This window comes from Dellaglioa sp. L3N, assembly GCF_054941095.1.
Genome location: NZ_CM142928.1, coordinates 1,748,958 through 1,767,972 on the forward strand (window position 1 = coordinate 1,748,958; position 19,015 = coordinate 1,767,972).

Genomic DNA, 19,015 nt, shown 5'->3' on the forward strand with positions numbered 1-19,015 from the left:
AATATTTAAATGTCTAACTTTTTTGTTGCACTTCCAATTTCTGGTCAACACTTTTTGTCTCTCTTAATAAGAAAACAGCTGCTAAAATTCCAATAATCATAATAACTAATGCGGTTAAGACAACCTGAATCATACCCTTATCAAATGCCGTTAGTACAATACTTTGAACCTTATCAGCATAAGGCGTCGCAATCATCTTTTGGCTCCATGCAACCATGTGCCCAGAAAAAGCACCTGCGTTGACTAAGGCTTGATGAATACCATTCGATGCTGCATTAGGTAGCTGGCTGGCACTGAATCCTGTTGCTAGGCTTGATTCATAGGCTTTAGTTTGTGCTAACCCAAGGATAACAACCCCTACTGTAATACCAATTTGACGGAAAACATTTAGTAAGCCAGATGCCATCCCAATTTCTTTAGGATTAATATTATCCATAGCCGCCGTATTAATCATTGGATTAATGATTGCATTCCCTAATCCTGTTAAAACAAGAAGGGGCAATAATTGCATATAAGTAAAATCAGTTGTTGTCACTTGGCTAAACGTAAATAAACCTAGTGAGGCAATGATAAATCCAAATGCAATCATCCATTTTTTACCGAACTTGTACCCCAGAGCACCCGTAAAAGGCCCGATAACAAGCGACCATAAACTCATTGGTAATTGATGCAATCCAGTAGAGAAAGCCGAGTAACCCATATAATTTTGCATCAAACTCGTTTGGTAAGCAGCTAATGCAAAAATACCCGCACCAAGTGTAAAGGCTAGAATAATGACCCCTACAAAATGACGATTCGTTAATAATTTTAAATTCATCATCGGTGATTTAACTTTTAATTCCACAAAAACGAAGACTGCTAAAATTAAAATTGAAGCGATTAACCATCCCATAACGCGCATATCTGTCCATGCCCAATGCATGTGTTGTTCTTTTTGAATTAACCCATATATACCAGAGAACAATCCAGTTGCTGAAAGAATCATACCCATAAAATCAATTGATTCTCCAGCGCCATATGCAGGTGTTTCTTTTACATTTCTGAAAACCAAGTAAACCGCAATAATCCCAACTGGTAAATTAACAAAGAAAATTGAAGGCCAACCAAAGTTTTCAACCAAGAAGCCACCAACTAAAGGTCCGATTGCTGTTGAAAAGCCAATAACTGAACCTAAAATACCCAGTGCGGTCCCACGTTCACGTCCTGAAAAGTTAGAGGCCACCAATGCCATTGATAAACTCATCATGCCTGAGCCACCTATTGCTTGAACGGCTCGACCAATATCTAGAACAAGCAAATTTTGTGCTAGCCCATTCACAACTGATGCGATTGTAAATATGATCATACTTACAATAAATATTTTTTTCCGACCAAACATATCCCCTAATTTTGAGACAATTAATAAACTGACTGCGAACATTAACGTATAAGCATTTAAAATCCATTGTAAATTACTAAAGGTGGTTTTAAAATCAATGGCCATACTTGGCAATGCAACGTTCACTACTGTGACATCTAGAAGTCCCATAAAAATACCTAAACTCATAGCGAATAAAGCTACCCAGCGATTTGTTTCTTTTTTCATCTTTTATTCTCCATTTTCTGTATCTCATTTATTTGTGTTTGAAGCCAATCCATCTTTGTTTCAAGAATTGCCATTACAAAATCAGTTGACCGTATCTGCCATTGATAGTAATCCTCAACAGTTGGATTGGCTTCCCTTAGATCCGTTAAATGTTGTTTAACAACAATATAAACATGTAAATCATCATCTAGTTCATTAAAATAATCCTGTAAAATGGTCATTTGATCTACCGCACTAATATAATTCATCCCGCGCATTTTAAATCGATAGGTATCATCCCATTTCGAATCATGAACAACCGGTTTTTCCATTAATTCTTGGAAATAGCCGCGTCCTAGTTCAGTAATATGTGCGATTTTAGTGCCACGCGAATCTTTATCTTCGTCAAACCCAATATACCCTTTAACTTCTAATTTATCCAAAACAGGATATAAAATACCATTTGATATTTTTCTTCTTGGCGACATTGCATTCTCCAATATCAAACGGATTTTGTATCCCGACATATTTCGACTCATCAATGCTGATAGAATTAATAATTCATACATAATAATTTAAATCCTTTCTCCAATCGTTCTTTTAGACCTGTCTATTAGACTTATATAAGTATAGTACTTTTAGACCTATTTGCAAGTTTTTTTATCTCTTAATTCATTTATCCGCTTACAAGACTGATTCTTTGCCAATATTTTTTTATTATGCTAAGTTTAAGGTACAATAATTTAATAAATAAGGAGATCTTACAATGGTAAAATTAACAGAAGATATGAAGAAAATGATTTCGGAACAACTCAATTTTCTCTCAACCGCAGATGAAAATGGACTTCCACAAGTTGGTCCTAAAGGATCAATGCGTGTTTTTGATGATACTCATTTAATTTACAATGAAGAAACGGCAAAACAAGCCTTACACAACCTTCAAGATAATGGTCATGCCGCTGTTGCCGTTGTTGATCGTCCTAATCTAAAAGGATTTCGTTTTGAAGGCACAGCACACTTAATTAATTCTGGTGACATTTTTGATGATGCTGTTGCATTCGGACAAGAACGTCATTTACCAGAAACACATTACGCAGTAGTGATTGATATTGAACGCATTTACAAATTAGATGCTGGTCCAACTGCTGGCGACTTAATCGCTGATTAACTTTTATATGAAAAAGGACTAAATCCCGTAAAACATGGGATTTAGTCCTTTTATTTTTTTAATCCTGAGCTAATTGTTCTAAAATAGCTAATCCAACACCATCTTCTGCATTCGTTTTTGCACGATGGTTGGCAACATCTTTATTTTCTTGATGGCCATTCTCCATTGCATAACTGACACCTACAGCCTTCAACATTGAGATATCATTCAGATTATCCCCAATTGCCATTACTTCTGACATTGGCACACCCAGATCATCTGCAAAACGTTTTAGCGCAATTCCTTTTTGTGCGTTACTATGATTAACTTCAAGATTATTATCTCCTGAAGACGTTACAACAAGTGAAGTCGTTTCTTCAATTTTTCTTTTAATCACTGATAAATCATCCGATTCGTCAGTTTTTCGAATAAGAAATTTAAATAAATCTAACTCTGAATCCGTAATAATTTCACTATAATCATCTACATAATGAATGGGGCTTAATTGTAACTTTACAACAGCTTCATCATATCTAAGTGGATCATCTGAATAAACACCATTTGATGTCATCACTTTAAAAAAGGCTTGCTCTTCTTTCAAGAACTTAATAAGACTTTGTGCCTCTTCTTTTGCAATTGGAAAACCATGAATTTGTTCTCCTGCCTCAGTGGTTGTCGCACCCCCATTAAAATTAATCATTGGCGCGCTGATACCAGCTGCATCAATCAATGGTTTGACTTCATCGTAACTCCGTCCGGTTGCAACAACAAAAGTGACGCCTAACGCTTGAGCCTTTTTAATAGCTGCTACATTACCCTCAGAAATACTATTTTCATTATTTAATAATGTGCCGTCCATATCTGATGCGATAATTTTAATCATAGTGGCTGTACACTCCTATTTATTATATTCTTTCAATGCTAAAGCAAAGTTACCTAACGTAGCTGAGCCATTACCCTCACTCATAGGCATTGTGATGTATTCTTCCAAATTAGGAACATCAACATATCCGTTCAATAACCCTTTGAATTGTTCACGAACTTTCATTAAAAAGGCCTCACTCATAATACCACCTCCAAAGACTATCTTATTTGGACGCAAAATTAAAGTTTGTTGTACTGCAGCCTGCGCAACATAGTATGCAACGATATCCCAAACTGGTTCAGTCAGCGGAATAAATTGGCCCTTTTTCCCTGTCCGTGCTTCAAACGTTGGTCCAGCTGCTAATCCTTCTAAACAATCTTTATGATAAGGACAAACGCCTTCAAAATCAACATCATCTGGATGGCGTTTAACAAATACGTGTCCCATTTCTGGATGACCAATTGTCCCCAACATTTTACCATTTACGATGGCTCCCGCGCCAACACCTGTTCCAAACGTATAATAAACCAATGAATCAACTTTTTGTTTTGCTTTCTTTGCTGACACATATTCACCATAGGCTGATGAATTAACATCCGTCGTAAAAGCGATTGGAAATGAAAAACGTTTTTTTAAGTAACCTAAAAAATTAGTATCCGTCCACCCTTTTTTTGGTGTTGTTGTGACATAACCATATTTAGCAGATTCTTGACGCAATTCAATTGGACCAAAAGAACCAATTGCCAGTGCCTTTAGTTCAGGAAATTTTTCAAAAAATGCGACCGTCTGATCAAGGGTCTCTACTGGTGTCGTTGTTGGAAATGTCACTTGTTCTTTAACACCATTAATTTCATCACCCACGGCACAAACAAACTTAGTCCCGCCAGCCTCAATACTCCCAAATAAATCTTTTGTCATTATGTACGCTCCCCTATCCATTATTTAACTGATATTGATAAACAGCCCCGACTAAATTAGCTTCATCTTGAAAATGACAAGCTTGAATATCAACTTTCAAGTCAGTAAATTCATGACTAATTAAAATTCGATCAACAAACTTTTTAATTTCAGAAACTAATCCAGCGCGACGCGAAATGCCACCACCAATTAAGATTCTATCTGGATCAAATGTTACAGCAAGATTATAAATACCAATGGCAATCGCTTGGTACATGTCTTCAATTACCTCTTTGGCATGTACATCACCTGAATCTGACTTTATAAATATTTCTTCGCCCGACAAATTTGTCTTATTTTTCTCATTAAATCGTGTAGCCATATTGACAGGACTCGCTAATTGGCTTAATGTTTCACCCGTTTTAAAGTTAATAACCGAGTTCCCGTATTCCCCACCAAATAAATGTGCCCCGGGATGTAATTTTCGATTATTCACAATTGCGCCACCAACACCAGTTCCAAGAATCATAAAAGCACTGTCATCAACGTCTTTAGCATTCCCACGCCAAACTTCAGCAAGCGCCACACAATTAGCATCATTTTGAATCGATACTGGCTTGCCTATTACTCCAGCAAGTTCATCCCTTATCGGAAACCTATGAATATACGGTATGGCACTCAGTCCATAAATAATTCCTGATTCAACATCAACTGATCCAGGAGCACTGATTGCTAAACCTTTTAAATCAAACGGAACTTCTTGACACCACTTCTTGATCATAGATTTCATTTCATCCCATGTCTCTGGTGTCCTCACCCCATCCAAGGTTACAAGCTCATCATTCACCCAATATCCCCGTTTAATCGATGTGCCACCAATATCTAAAACTAATAATCCATTTTCCACTAACTGTCACCTCAATCATCTTTATTCATACCTTAATAGAATAGCATTCAAGGTCACTAGTGTAAACGGTTGCAACGAAATGATAATCCTAAAAAGGACCTTCATTTTCTTTTATGACTAACTAGCCCAAAAGAAAGAGGTCCCTCACGATTCTAATTTATACTTAAATTTTATTTATGCTACGATTTTTTTGCATATCCAAGCTTAATTTCATCTTCACAAACAACAGTTAATCTTTAGTTTTCATCTGCCGTACTAAACCCAGATAATTGGTTCGAAAATAACGAAAGTTTACTTGCAAAACTTGGATGATCATTATTAGATTGAACAACTTGTTTAAGCGTACTTAAATCATCCGTAATAATCCCATCAACACCCATAAATAGCATACTTTGCATAACGTTTTCATCATTCACAGTCCAAGCATAGACATCTTGATTTTGCTTATGCGCTTGGCTCACAAACGAATCATTTAAAGTTGTTGCTTCCATTGTATACGCATTTGCTGGCGTTTCTGGGAAAGAAATATTGTACGGTATTATAAAACTAGTGTAGAGTTTTGGTGCCTGTTTTTTTATCTGTGAAACGACATCATAACTTAAAGAATGAATACGATCTTTATTAGCCAGTAATCTTTTTTGATATTTTTCCACAAAATTTTTAGTCATATTTGGACTATCTTGTGGAGACACCTTAATTTCAACTAATAATTTTTGATGGTATCGTTCAGCTGCCTTTAAATAGTGATCAAAACTCGGAATTTTAGCCGAATAACCATTTTCACTAACCGTTAGTGCTGTTAATTCAGCCAATGTCAGATCATGAACATTGCGGTTAACACCTGCCAAGGCTTTCAAGTTAGGGTCATGCATCACGACAAATTGTCGATCTTTTGTCTCTTGAATATCCATCTCAACATAGTCAGGTTTCTCAGCAGACGTTTTTTCTAAAGCTGGTATAGTATTTTGTACCCCATTTTCATTATCCACCCCTCTATGCGAAATAAGGGCTGGATAATCATCTAAAAGTCCTTTCAAATAAACAAAATTATAAGCAGAAGCGGCACCTGCAATTAATAAAATAACAACAACGACACCTATTTTCCGAAGCCATGTCAATCGTTTCTTTTTAGAATCATTTTTTTGAATAGGCTCTAATTGTGGCTGGTGGCGTTCAAAAATATCCAAAGCAATACCTAACAATAAAGTAACACTCAAAGCAAGAATAATTTGTCCAACAAATTCTAACAATAATAAATTAAATACAGCTATTGGCAATGCCTGATTTTGAAAATGGTTATCCACATAATTTTGAATTAAATATAAACCCGTTTGACTAATTGCAGCTAAAATAGCTACAGACATCGTAATAGTTAAGGCCTTAATTAAGGTAACAACAAATCTTCCACGAGACGCATCCCAACTTAATTTAATGAGCCGACCCGTTCTTTTTTCTGAACTAAATAGTAAGGTTGGTAAAAAACTAATTAAACGTATAGAAAAGAAAAAAGCTAATCCATAAACGACTAGTATCGGACCCCATATCTTGGGGCTTGTCCACATATCTTGGATTATAAAGTCGGGAATCGTTACTTTACTCAATAAAGAAGATTTAAATAAAACTTCTCCAAATGGTAAAACCAAGACAAAGTACCAAGTTACAAGCAGTGTAGTCATGGGACGTAACGCAAGAACGTCATGAATAGATTCTTTTAATAGAACTTTATATCCAATTTTTAAATCATAACGAATCGATCGAATACTTCTGATCATGAAAGCCATCTGAACGTAAACAATTCCTAAAATAATTAACACTACTAGAATCAGTTCAATCAGCAGTATTGGCTGATGTGTAAGTACAGAGACAAGATTGGTATAAGTTAAATATTCAACGTGGTTGCTACTCAGAATTTTACCCATCAAGAACGTTAATATTGGCTGAATAATTTGTGCTAAAACAAAATTAGTTCCTATTACTAAAAAAAGATATAACATCCAGTGACGAAAAAAGACTCGATAACTTTGATTTAAAAAATGCAATGTTCGACGCATGACCATCCTCCAATCAGATATTTAATAGATACCTTATATAATATCACAAACTTATTTTTTAACATTTATAATAGCTCTTATAATAGTTATTATATTAATCAGTTATTAATGTTAATCAGTTTAACAACTGGCTTCTTATACTTATCTAAAATGCCCAATGATACTATTAGTAAAGCATATTAATATACTTACAAAACGTAAAATAGTAAACTATATTTAAATACTAATATTTAATTTTTTATAGTTAACTATTAATAAGTCCATAATGATGACTTTAAAAGCTTTACTAAAAAAGGGGGATTATTATCATGATTGAATCATATAAAAATTTTTGGAACAATATCACTAATTTTTCCGATACAGCACATAGATCAGACTTCTGGTGGCCAGCTGTTATTAATGCTATTCTAGGCTTTTTAATTGTTAATATTTATACAATTTTGGCGGGGCATCCTATAACGGATATCTACAATTTTAATGATCTTGCTTTTGCTACTGGCAGAAACATTGTCGTATTCCTAGTATGGCTTGCGAATTTATCAGTATCTGTTCGTCGTTTACATGATACTGATCGTTCGGGTTGGTGGATCTTCATTCAAATTATCCCATTAATTGGGACCATCTGGTTCTTAATTTTGATGGTTTTACCAGGAAAAGGAAATCGCTGGAGCTAATTTATTAGGTCCAAAATAACTGTTGTTGGTGATAGGAATTCTATCGCTAGCAGCAGTTTTTTTATAAGATAATACAAAAAAAGAAATCTATTATTAACTAACAGATTTCTCAATTGCATCTTCACCAACATATAGTAATAACATAAAATTTTCCCATTCAACTCAAATGATAATTTAATTCTTCAAGAAAACCGTTACGGCAGCAGCAATCACAATCAATACCAACCCAATTGCAATAACTAACCATTCCTTACCTGTTTTTTTAGTCCGCATTACAAGAATCCCTGAAATTGTTGCACCAACAATCGATACTTGAGAAAGAACAAATCCAGTTGCTAATCCAAGCATTGCAGGTTGGGCAGAAACTAAGTAACCCAAAGCTGCCATCGCAAAAAAGAAGCCTGAAAAAATTTGTTTGTACGTAATACTTTGTGAAAAGATATTATTCTTATTCTTCATTACTTCATAAAGTCCAAGAATCAATCCAAAGGCCGCCATACCCATTGCTTGCGCTAAGAACATATGCATCCCATCAGTTCCTTTAGTATACTGTGGGAGGATTCCATAGAGAGAGTAACCTACTTGAGCAATTAATAAGACACCAACTGCCTTTGTCAATAATTCTTTATTACCAGCAGATTTCTTTTCTTGATAAGTAGTTAAATAAGCACCAATCAAGATAATGATAACGGCCATAAATCCATAAGTTTTTGATGAAACTGGGCCCCAGTTACCATTTTCAGGCATTGGCGCTGGGTTCAAAATCGTTTTCACACCATTTTCACGAGCAATCTTGAAACCTTCAATAACTGCTTCCATTGGTACTTCTAATTGTGTAATTAAAAAATCTGATTCAGCAATAGCAGCTGCGTGTGCACGTACATCAGAAGCTGTCATATCAGCATTAGCCCCACCATAAATATGAATAATGTTATCGCCTGTTTCAGCTGAAACAGTAATATAAGCTTGTCCTGTCTCCTCAGTTTCTGAAACCATTACATGATCAGTACTTAAATTTTCAACATTCATATTTTTTGAAGTATCAAATTCCTTACCAACTTTAGTAATCATGTTCGTCTTTGCACCAGAACGTGCAGCAGCAACGCCTTGGTTTAATCCTTTTCCACCCATCGCTTCAATTTGATGATTTGAAGTATGCAAAGTTTCCCCGCTTTTTGCAAAACGTGGTACAGAAATAACCTTATCAATATTAGTTGATCCTAAAACAGTAATAATTTTTGCCATTATCTTTATCCTTCAATTCTCTAGTATTTTTATCCGACGTTTCTCATTGATTTATTCATCCGCGATAAATTATGAAGCGTCTTCAATTAATACAGTATAATACATTCTTTTTATTTCGCAACCGCTTTCCATACTTTTATTAAAACGTTATCATTATCATAAAAATCATTACATTTATTTTTTAAAATGCTTTATAATACTAATGGGAATATTTTCAACTCGTATGACACTTATCTAAATTAAACCTTTAAATAAGTGATCAGCGTTTAAAATAAAGGAGTTCATTATGTTAAAGCAAAAAAAAGTTTGGGTTATTTTATTATTTATCATCATTAGCATTGGTCTATTATTTTCTCTCTCACAGAGGTCACATACACCTGCCAGCCCTAACCGACAAAATAAGTCATCAAAAAAAGTAAAATCCGCTACTCCAAAAAAGAGTAACAAACAGAAAAAGGTCATCTCAAAAAATAAGGTGGATAGTTCTAAATGGCAATCTTTTAAAGGACAAACTGAGTTTCCAATTTTAATGTATCACAGTATTTCTGTTGGTAATTCACTGCGCATCCCTAGAGCACAATTTGCGCATCAAATGCAATGGTTACATAAAAATGGGTATTACACTTTAACACCCGCTGAAGCTATCGAGGTTTTTAAAACGCATAAAAAACCTGCCGCTAAAATCGTTTGGATTACCTTTGATGATGGTTATAAAGATAACTACGAAGGTGCTTATCCTACGCTCAAAAAGTATCATCAAAAAGCCACTATTAATTATATTACGAGTCATTTTGGTCATAAAAATAAATTAACACTGCCACAAATGAATGAAATGCGCCGATCCGGTTTAATCACGATTGAAAGCCACACTGTCCATCATGAAGAACTCAATCAAATGACTGATGCGCAGCAAACTTTTGAATTTGTGAATTCAAAAAAATGGTTAAATAACAAATTCCATCAAAAAACCACAATCATTTGTTACCCTGTTGGCCGCTTTAACGATCAAACACCAAAACTTGCAAAATCTGCAGGCTACAAACTGGGCCTAACAACATCGCCTGGACTAGCCAATGAAAATCAAGGCCTATTCACCTTACATCGGGTTCGTATTTCACCCGATTTGTCTGATATGACGTACAAATATCTTTTAGAACATGGTATGTAACTATTAAAAAAGGGTCCAAATCACTGCTAGATAAACAGTGATTTGGACCCTTTTCTATATTCATTTTTAATCACGATTGAAAGCTAAATATTCTTTTCTTCTTAAATTTTTGATACTCATCATCACGACAAAACTTACAAGATAAAGTAATGATAGGAAAATCATTACCGCCATAACGTTATAGTGATCCAAGATAAATCCAATTACAACCGATGAAAATCCACCGACTGCACGACCCACATTAATAATCACATTATTAGCTGTTGCACGGACTTCCGTCGGATATAAATGACTCACTACCGCACCGTATCCTGCAAACATGCCATTAGCAAAATAACCTACCAATGCACCTGCTAAAAGCATCATCGCCGTATTTGTTGGCATTGTTAGAATGTAGACACTTACTGCTGAGGCCAATAAGAAAATACCATAAGCCAGACGAGCCCCTAATTTATCTAAAACCCAACCAAACGTTAACATACCAGCACTCATCCCGATAATTGTCGAAATCATCCACGTAGATGAACCAGCTATTGTTAACCCCAACTGTTTCTGCATAATTGCAGGTAGCCAATTCATTAGTCCAAAATAACCAGCTATTTGAACAATTGCCATAAACATTAATCCCAATGTTTGGTGTGCTAATTGACGTGTCGCAAACAAAGCTTTAAATTGACCTTTTTTATCATGTTTACTTGTTTCAAATACTTTACTCTCCTCTAGATGACGGCGAACAAAGAACGTAATCAGTACTGGTATTAGTCCAAATAAGAATAAAGCTCTCCAACCAAATTGTGGTAATATAAAAGCTGCTAAAACCGCTGCTAGGATAGCCCCAATTTGTCCGGCAACCCCAACAAATGCTGAGACACGACCCATTTCTTTTTTCTTAAAACTTTCCGCTAAAATGGTCATCCCAATACCATATTCGCCACCTGCTCCGATACCCGCAAAGAACCGACAAATATAAATAGCCATTAAATTACTTGCAAAAAACATAGCCGCCGTCGCAAATGCAAATATAAAAATAGTATAGGTGAACGTTTTAATACGTCCAAATCGATCTGCTAATATGCCGAAAAATACGCCACCTAGTAACATTCCTACATTTGTAATTGATGAAATCAATCCAGCTTGTGGCCCACTTAAATGAAATTCCGTAATAATTGAAGATAATGCAAAGGACAGGAACAAGACATCCATATTCTCTAATCCAAAACCTGCAGTTGCTGAAGCAACAACCTTTCCTTGATAACTGGTTAATCGATTTTGGTGCTGTTTCGTCTTTACTGTCTGTTGCATATTCAATTCCTCCTAAAATGAGCGCTCACTGTCGCTCTTTATTTTATATCTTCTAAATTTTAGCCCTAATACATTTACATTACAAGTTAATCCTAATTTATTACCTTAATTCATTGATTGTTCAGATTTCATTTTCTTATTTTACTGGCGGGTAATACCATGTCAAACAATTCAAGGCACCACCCATCGTTGAAATGTCACCAACTTTAACAGGAATAACTGGTTTATCTACATTTTTGCGAATAAACTTTAGCATCTCATGATCCTGCTTCAATCCAAATTGTGGGACATAAATACTATTCGCGGTTTCCAACATATTAATATATAATCCTTTAGCAGAATATATCTTTTTATCATACTGTCCTTTCTCTGTGTAAGCTGATTTCAGCTCAACGAATTCAGCATCCGGCATTTCTTTCAAAATTACTTTCCGAACTTTAGCTTGAAATACCGTATCTTTTTGAAAATCACTAATAAACATTTTTTTAGGACTAATAAACTTAATCATGCCATCAGCATGTGCCAAAGGATCCTCTTCTTCTGCTGGAATAATAATAACTTTTTTAACCTCTAATTGTATCTTTAGCATTTGAATAACTTCTTTTTTCGTCAATTGATTATTATCTTCAAAAACACGATTCGTCATCACAACAGAATCTTTTTTATTCCAAACGACATTACCCCCATCTACAATTAATTTAGATGAATGCGTTTCTATTTTATTTTTATCCAAAAATCGATTAAACATTTTATCCAGATACTTTGCATCTTTCTTTGGTAAGTAAGACGGTTGATAACGAAATTTAACCATTTTATTGGTCACTACTGGGGCCACATCACGTAACCAAATGTCGTCATAATCCGTATTAATCCTTTTGGAAACCTTAGAGTCCTTGGTCAAAGTTCGAACAGAGTCCTGTCCTTTAGCCTGATTTGCAAATTGATTACTAAACTGAACTAATTCTGGATACAGGGGTCGATAGTAGTGATTCGATTTTAGTGGTAACGCCGTAAAAATAACCCCGCCCTTATTCATTTTCACTTTTTGTTGCTTAGTTGTGAACCACATCATTAACCCTCCTAAAATAATGACACAGGTGACCACAATTCCAATCCAGCTTATTACATTTTTCTTCATAAATCAGATCCCCTTTTAATATTTTTTTACAGTGTATCACGCCTTTTCTTTATATATTTATAATAAATATATAAGTCTGCTACAACTCATTTAGTTGCCTATTGACACAGCTTTTTTATAATAATTATTATAAATATAATCAAATAAATACCACAAAAAAAGACCGTTAAAAAGGACGGTCTCAAGTTTAGATTAAAATGTCCTATTTCTCTGTTTTTGTTGCATTTGCAACAAAAATGTTTTATATTTAATATCATATTAAGAAAAGAGGTCCCTTATGACAGATATTCTTAGACCAATCGGTGTTATCGCTCGAGCACTTGATTCAATTGCAAATATTGAATTCAAAGCATTCGACTTAACCCGTGGCCAATATCTTTATTTAGTTCGTATTTGCGAACAACCCGGTATTATTCAAGAACGTTTAAGTGAATTAATTAAAGTGGATCGAGCTACTACTGCCCGTGCCTTACAAAAGTTAGAAAAAAATAATTTCATTTCACGTCAATCTGATGCTAAAAATAATAAAATTAAACATCTATTTCCAACCGAAAAAGCGTTAACCATCTACTCACATATTATTGCCGAAAATAATTATTCAAATCAAGTTGCACTGAACGGCTTATCTGAAAAAGAACAACAACAACTTGCTGAGCTGTTAATACGTGTTAGTGACAACGTTGCCGCGGATTGGGAACAAGTCAAAAAAGGTAATTCTAGAATCTACTAAAAAGGAGTTCATTATAATGACAAACCATCGTATTCAATTAATTAACCTAGATCAACTTACCAAGCTACAAGCCATTAGTCGGGAAACTTTTTCTGATACTTTTGGACAAGACAATACACCCGATGACTTAGAAACATATCTAACAAATGCGTATGGTACCAAACAACTATCCAACGAAATACAACAACCAACAACTGCTTTTTATTTTATTTATGTTGAAAATCAAGTTGCTGGTTATTTAAAATTGAACTGGGATGGCACACAATCTGAAGATTACGGCTTAAATACCTTAGAAGTCGAACGTATTTATATTAGTTCTAATTTTAAAAGACTCGGATTAGGGACCGAACTAATCAATCAGGTACTTATTACAGCTCAACAACAAAAAAAAGATACTATTTGGTTAGGCGTCTGGGAAAACAATCAAGCCGCTAGACATTTTTATACAAAGCTTGGTTTTAAAGAGATTGGTGAACATTTCTTCCAACTAGGTTCTGATCAACAACGAGATATTATTATGCAAAAAAAGCTTTAATTAAACAAAAAAATCACAACCCAACCCTATCCTTTGTTCACTAATATATCTAACAAATCTTTATCGCTTTACTCCTACGTCTAATAAATCTAACGATTGTGAAGTTATTTTTATGTCCAAATATTCAACTGATTTTAAAAGATATCTTAAAAATACAATTTATCATAAGCATACGAGACGCTATAGTCCTTAGAGGGAGCACAACATAGAAAAAATTGCACCTAATATTATTAATCAAAATTTAAATGAATCTACGCCTTATCGTGGTATACACACTGATTTCACTTGAATAAAACAGGATAAACCGTTAATAGTAATTTCATGTTACTATTTTTTCTCAATCGTAAATTTCCTAAAGAAACAATTCCATTTTGACCATCATAAGAAATTAAAACGGTCGGTTCAAACCCTTTTTCCAATCCGTGTGCTCTAATATATGTCCCTGTGTGATATAATCCTCCGCAATACGTTGATTGAGACCCTGGTATATTCAATTCTTTAACCATCGACTCTGGTAATATGTTCCCTTTTAAATACTGACTCAATACTTTAAAAAGATCTCCACTCGACATAAACAAATTTCCAGTTCCTTTTTCATAATTATATTGAACTGCATTCAGCTCCCATATTTTTCCATACTTACCTTCAGTGGTTGATTTGTATCCAATTGCTCGTTCTTTACTGTTAATAATATTTTCCTCAAAATCTGTATGTAATAACCCTAATGGCTGTTTGATTACTTCTACAAAATAATTTTCGTAAGATTTACCAGTTAATTTTTCAATAACAAAAGATAACAATAAGTAATTAACAGGTGCATATTCATATGTCCCTACACCATTGAGCTTTATATTTTTTATTGCATAATTGTACAACTTTTTGCCACTCAAATTTTCCTTTTTTGGAGCTGATTGAATACCATATCCGGACATCATTTGAATCATTGACCTCAAGGTTACATTCTTCCCATTTGGTACATCTGGTAAAAAGTTACTCAGCGGTTCATCCAAATTATGCTTTGTCTGAAGTAACGCTTTTCCCAATAAAATTGTCGTCATTACTTTTTGAATAGACGCAATTCCGTACATACAATCTTTATCATTTGGCATTTTTTTACCTATGTTAGCGTACCCTATACCTGTATTAGAAAATACTTCATTATTTTTAACACCATAAAATGAACCAACAAAATCAGCTTGTTTCATTTTATTTTGAAAATTATTGTTAAGCACTTGAAGATCCTTATTTAATTTTGGAGGATTTCCAGTCTTTGTTTCTTCTGCTTTAATTTTTTTATCTGCTCTTTTATTTACTTTTTCAATCACTGATTCTTTCCAAAGGTTTTCTTTTTTGAGCATCATTGGTCTATAAATAACTAAAAGGCCTGCCCCCATTACTATTAACCCTAAAATAATACCAGCGAGAAATATATTTATATTTTTTTTCATTTTAATTACAAAATCCTTTTTTATATTCATTTCAATTATTAAAAATTAAATTAAGCACTTTTTAACGATAATATCTATAATTATTCACATTTTACAGACATTAGCCACGCACATTAAATCCTTATTTTTTACCTTTTTATAAATAACTTTTCCCTAACCTTTTTACAGTATACACACCTTATATTTTCAAATAAACTTTATAAAAAGCTGTCATAAATCAACATTTTTTCTGCAAAAAAAAGATCGTCCAGAAGGACAATCTTCCATTTCAATATTAAAGTTTGATTTTACTTACGATGTTTAATTTGTCATCAAGATCGTAAACAACTGGTTCGCCAGTTGCCATTTCAACGCCCATGATGTCTTCATCAGAGATGTTTTCAATGTATTTTGTAAGGGCACGTAATGAGTTACCATGTGCAGCAACAATAACGTTTTTGCCTTCAAGTAATTTAGGAGCGATTTCGTCTTCCCAGAAAGGAATAACACGTTCCAAAGTAACTTTTAAATTTTCGCCACCTGGGATAGCTTTAGGATCTAAATCAGCATAACGACGATCGTTAGCTGCTGAACCTTCGTCAGTTGCACTTAAAAGTGGAGGTAATGTATCGTATGAACGACGCCATACAAGCACTTGATCTTCACCGAATTTTTCTGCTGCTTCGGCTTTGTTTTGGCCTTGTAATGCACCATAATGACGTTCATTTAAGCGCCATGATTTGATTTCAGGAACCCATAATTGGTCTGAACCTTCAAGTGCGTAATGTAACGTTTTGATAGCACGTGTTAAAACAGATGTGTAAGCTTGATCAAATTCGATTCCAGCTTCTTTAATCTTTTTACCAGCTGCTTGTGCTTCAGCAACGCCTTGTTCGCTCAAGTTAACATCTACCCAACCTGTGAAAAGGTTAGATAAGTTCCATTCACTTTGTCCGTGACGAATAAATACTAATTTTGCCATAAGATAAAATCCTCTTTTTCTATTTTTAGTTTACTGGTACATTTTACACTGAAATGACCTAAATTAACAGTCTAATTTAAGCGATTTAATTTCGCAGTTTTAAGGCCTTTTAACAACTGATCAACGGCCATTTGTACCGTGCCCAAATCAGTCGCCAAATTTATCCGAATAAACCCGGGTGTTTCATCGCTAAACCACTGACCATAATCGACAGCTAAGCCGCAACTATCCTGAATGAATTCCTTCATCCGTGTCGGTTCTACATACGCTGAAAGATCAATCCACATCAAGTATGTGCCTTCTAATTCGCTAATTCCAATGTCCGGAAATTTAGCCGTTAATTGATGACTAACTTCTAAATAATTTGTTCTCACAATACTAAGAATTTCATCTAACCATACGGCACCTGAACGATAAGCGGCCTCACCGGCAACACGACCCATTAAACTACCTTCTGGTTTGTTCAAATGGTGCACTAATTTATCATATTTAGCCCGCAATTGAGAATTTGGGATAATGATATGTGAATTTTGTAAGGCAGCTAGATTAAACGTTTTCGATGGCGCATTAACAACGACCATATTATCCCGGTAACGGCCTTCATCAATTGATAAAGCTGATACGAAAGGTTTATTACCAACAATCAAATCTTGATGAATTTCATCTGAAATAACCATTACATGATTTTCACAACAAATTTCAAGTAATCGTGTTAACTCAGCCTCTGTCCAGACACGACCCACTGGATTATGTGGTGAACATTGAATGAGTAACTTAACTTGATTGGCTTTAATATCCCGTTCAATTGCTTCAAAATCCATTTCATATTGGTTATTTTCATGTTTTAAAGGGGTTCTAACAACACGACGGTTATTGTCTTCAATCGCACTATAAAAGGGGTAATAAACGGGTGTTTGAACCAAGACACTGTCACCTTGTTCCGTCATCAAATCAACTAATTGATACAATGAATTAACAACACCCGTTCCAAAACGCATCCATTCTTTGTGCATCTCAATGCCATAACGAGATTGTTGCCATTCAAAAAAGGCGTCATAGTATGAATCTGGAATTGTTGAGTACCCAAAGACACCATGTTGTACGCGTGCCATAAGAGCATCGGTAACAGCTTTAGGCGCTTTAAAATCCATATCTGCGACCCACAATGGCAATAATTTATCGTCACCATATTGTTCCGTTAAATCGTCCCATTTAACAGAATTGGTATTTTTTCTATTCACTCTGAATTCAGCTAAAAATTTATTTTTCTTTGCCATTAGTTTGCTTGCCTTTCCTTATTCCTTTAATTTTAATGCCTCGTCTTTTAGTTCCAGGAATTGCCTTAACACCCAAAATGTCCAGGAAGAATGTAAAAATAGGAATTCCGACAATCAAGCCCCATGTACCAAATAACTCTTCACTAACTAGCAAAATCACAAAGGTGAAGAAGATAGGTAATTCTGTCCGACTCGACATGAATTTAGGGTTCAAAACGTACGATTCTAATAGATGAACCACCATTAACATAATTAAAATGTACACAACATCTCGAATACCACCAACTGAATAACCAACTAAACTCAACGGAATACATGAAACTAGTACACCGGCAACCGGAATTAAACTTAATAAGAAAATGAGAATACCCAAAGGCAATAACTGGGGTATCTTCATAAAGTACAAACCAGTTACGGTAATAACTGTATTAACAGTCGCGATAAAGAATTGTGCCTCAATAACGACACCAAATGACTTAACAAATTTTTCTCCAAAATAGTAAACATCTTGAAAAAACCAGCCAAAATCGCTTGTTAAAAAGTTTTTTAAGAAATGAGACATCTGATCTTTTTCAATCGTATAAAAGAAACTCAAAATTAATGACAATAAGAAAGTTGCTGCCATAAAGCCAACGCTTGTAACGTATTTAAATACAAGCGTAAAACCACTCTTTAATTGTGGCACAATTTGAGATTTACCAAGGTAGTTAACAATCCATTCCATCATGACATTGGTATCTTTACCCGGATTATGGTAAAAGGCAAACACATAACGCGTCATGGCTGCCGTTTGCGTAAATAAAATCGGTAAGTATTTCGTAACCGCTAAATAAAGCAATGCAAGAATTGCCAAATAGACGGCAATGACAATCAGTCGACTGTTAATCGGCAAATGTTTTTGAATAACATTTATCAAACGAACAACTAAATATGTAAAAATAAAGGTTAACAAAACGATACTAATGACCGATTTTGCAAGGAAGATAATCCCCATAATGATACACAAAACAACAAAACGACGTAATTTAATATTTTCAATAAAACTTTGCCAAATCTTCACTAGACCCACTCCTTTAAGTACAGTCTTCATTGTACAAAACATTCAA

At 34.5% G+C, this 19,015-nt stretch carries 18 protein-coding genes; 5 read left to right on the top strand and 13 right to left on the bottom strand.

All coding sequences use genetic code 11. The features are described from left to right. Window positions 1-13: 13 nt before the first annotated feature. Both ACVPPR_RS08985 and ACVPPR_RS08990 read right to left on the bottom strand, forming a co-directional pair. On the bottom strand, window positions 14-1,585 hold the full coding sequence (locus ACVPPR_RS08985; RefSeq protein ID WP_462304216.1) for an MFS transporter: 1,572 nt from the start codon (window positions 1,583-1,585) through the stop codon (window positions 14-16). Then, window positions 1,582-2,133: a PadR family transcriptional regulator gene (locus tag ACVPPR_RS08990; protein ID WP_462304217.1), complete on the bottom strand. Its 552-nt coding sequence runs from the start codon at window positions 2,131-2,133 to the stop codon at window positions 1,582-1,584. The genes ACVPPR_RS08985 and ACVPPR_RS08990 overlap by 4 nt, the downstream gene beginning before the upstream one ends. Window positions 2,134-2,330: 197 nt before the next feature. Here ACVPPR_RS08990 and ACVPPR_RS08995 point away from each other — a divergent pair, with 197 nt between their 5' ends. Then, window positions 2,331-2,732, top strand: coding sequence for a pyridoxamine 5'-phosphate oxidase family protein (locus tag ACVPPR_RS08995; protein WP_462297944.1), 402 nt, complete (start codon window positions 2,331-2,333; stop codon window positions 2,730-2,732). Window positions 2,733-2,790: 58 nt separating this feature from the next. Here ACVPPR_RS08995 and ACVPPR_RS09000 read toward each other — a convergent pair whose 3' ends face one another. The 4 genes from ACVPPR_RS09000 to ACVPPR_RS09015 all read right to left on the bottom strand — a co-directional run bounded on the left by ACVPPR_RS09000 (window position 2,791) and on the right by ACVPPR_RS09015 (window position 7,431). Next, window positions 2,791-3,594 (bottom strand): Cof-type HAD-IIB family hydrolase, encoded by an 804-nt coding sequence (locus ACVPPR_RS09000; protein WP_462304218.1) that lies wholly within the window; start codon window positions 3,592-3,594, stop codon window positions 2,791-2,793. 15 nt (window positions 3,595-3,609) lie between these two features. Beyond that, window positions 3,610-4,494, bottom strand: coding sequence for a fructokinase ScrK (gene scrK / locus ACVPPR_RS09005; protein ID WP_462304219.1), 885 nt, complete (start codon window positions 4,492-4,494; stop codon window positions 3,610-3,612). Window positions 4,495-4,507: 13 nt separating this feature from the next. Next, on the bottom strand, window positions 4,508-5,380 hold the full coding sequence (locus ACVPPR_RS09010) for an ROK family protein (RefSeq protein ID WP_462304220.1): 873 nt from the start codon (window positions 5,378-5,380) through the stop codon (window positions 4,508-4,510). Between the two features lie 236 nt (window positions 5,381-5,616). Next, window positions 5,617-7,431 carry a glycerophosphoryl diester phosphodiesterase membrane domain-containing protein gene (locus ACVPPR_RS09015; RefSeq protein ID WP_462297932.1) on the bottom strand — a complete coding sequence of 605 codons (1,815 nt, stop codon included), beginning with the start codon at window positions 7,429-7,431 and terminating at the stop codon, window positions 5,617-5,619. Window positions 7,432-7,739: 308 nt separating this feature from the next. Between ACVPPR_RS09015 and ACVPPR_RS09020 the strand changes: the two genes are divergently transcribed. Next, window positions 7,740-8,105: a DUF805 domain-containing protein gene (locus ACVPPR_RS09020; RefSeq protein WP_462297930.1), complete on the top strand. Its 366-nt coding sequence runs from the start codon at window positions 7,740-7,742 to the stop codon at window positions 8,103-8,105. A gap of 174 nt (window positions 8,106-8,279) precedes the next feature. On the opposite strand, the gene ACVPPR_RS09025 is transcribed toward ACVPPR_RS09020, so the two are convergent. After that, window positions 8,280-9,350 carry a GRP family sugar transporter gene (locus tag ACVPPR_RS09025; protein ID WP_462304221.1) on the bottom strand — a complete coding sequence of 357 codons (1,071 nt, stop codon included), beginning with the start codon at window positions 9,348-9,350 and terminating at the stop codon, window positions 8,280-8,282. 286 nt (window positions 9,351-9,636) lie between these two features. On the opposite strand from ACVPPR_RS09025, the gene ACVPPR_RS09030 reads away from it, so the two are divergent. Beyond that, window positions 9,637-10,518: a polysaccharide deacetylase family protein gene (locus ACVPPR_RS09030; protein WP_462304222.1), complete on the top strand. Its 882-nt coding sequence runs from the start codon at window positions 9,637-9,639 to the stop codon at window positions 10,516-10,518. Window positions 10,519-10,584: 66 nt separating this feature from the next. On the opposite strand, the gene ACVPPR_RS09035 is transcribed toward ACVPPR_RS09030, so the two are convergent. Both ACVPPR_RS09035 and ACVPPR_RS09040 read right to left on the bottom strand, forming a co-directional pair. Next, the gene (locus ACVPPR_RS09035) at window positions 10,585-11,820 is read right to left on the bottom strand and encodes an MFS transporter (protein ID WP_462304223.1); all 1,236 of its coding nucleotides are present in this window, start codon (window positions 11,818-11,820) and stop codon (window positions 10,585-10,587) included. Between the two features lie 136 nt (window positions 11,821-11,956). Further along, a complete protein-coding gene (locus tag ACVPPR_RS09040) occupies window positions 11,957-12,958 on the bottom strand; it encodes an agmatine deiminase family protein (protein ID WP_462304224.1) in 1,002 nt (333 codons plus the stop codon). Between the two features lie 277 nt (window positions 12,959-13,235). On the opposite strand from ACVPPR_RS09040, the gene ACVPPR_RS09045 reads away from it, so the two are divergent. Continuing rightward, a complete protein-coding gene (locus tag ACVPPR_RS09045; protein WP_462304225.1) occupies window positions 13,236-13,688 on the top strand; it encodes a MarR family winged helix-turn-helix transcriptional regulator in 453 nt (150 codons plus the stop codon). Window positions 13,689-13,704: 16 nt separating this feature from the next. Continuing rightward, on the top strand, window positions 13,705-14,223 hold the full coding sequence (locus tag ACVPPR_RS09050) for a GNAT family N-acetyltransferase (protein WP_462304226.1): 519 nt from the start codon (window positions 13,705-13,707) through the stop codon (window positions 14,221-14,223). A 281-nt stretch (window positions 14,224-14,504) separates the two neighbouring features. On the opposite strand, the gene ACVPPR_RS09055 is transcribed toward ACVPPR_RS09050, so the two are convergent. From ACVPPR_RS09055 to ACVPPR_RS09070, 4 genes are all read right to left on the bottom strand, one after another. After that, a complete protein-coding gene (locus ACVPPR_RS09055) occupies window positions 14,505-15,671 on the bottom strand; it encodes a serine hydrolase domain-containing protein (RefSeq protein ID WP_462304227.1) in 1,167 nt (388 codons plus the stop codon). Window positions 15,672-15,945: 274 nt separating this feature from the next. Continuing rightward, window positions 15,946-16,632, bottom strand: a complete 687-nt coding sequence (locus tag ACVPPR_RS09060; RefSeq protein WP_462297911.1) for a 2,3-diphosphoglycerate-dependent phosphoglycerate mutase — start codon at window positions 16,630-16,632, stop codon at window positions 15,946-15,948. Window positions 16,633-16,703: 71 nt separating this feature from the next. Beyond that, entirely contained in the window at window positions 16,704-17,909 is a 1,206-nt protein-coding gene (locus ACVPPR_RS09065) for a MalY/PatB family protein (RefSeq protein WP_462304228.1), read from the bottom strand. Continuing rightward, on the bottom strand, window positions 17,893-18,969 hold the full coding sequence (locus ACVPPR_RS09070) for an AI-2E family transporter (RefSeq protein WP_462297908.1): 1,077 nt from the start codon (window positions 18,967-18,969) through the stop codon (window positions 17,893-17,895). The genes ACVPPR_RS09065 and ACVPPR_RS09070 overlap by 17 nt, the downstream gene beginning before the upstream one ends. Window positions 18,970-19,015: the final 46 nt, after the last annotated feature.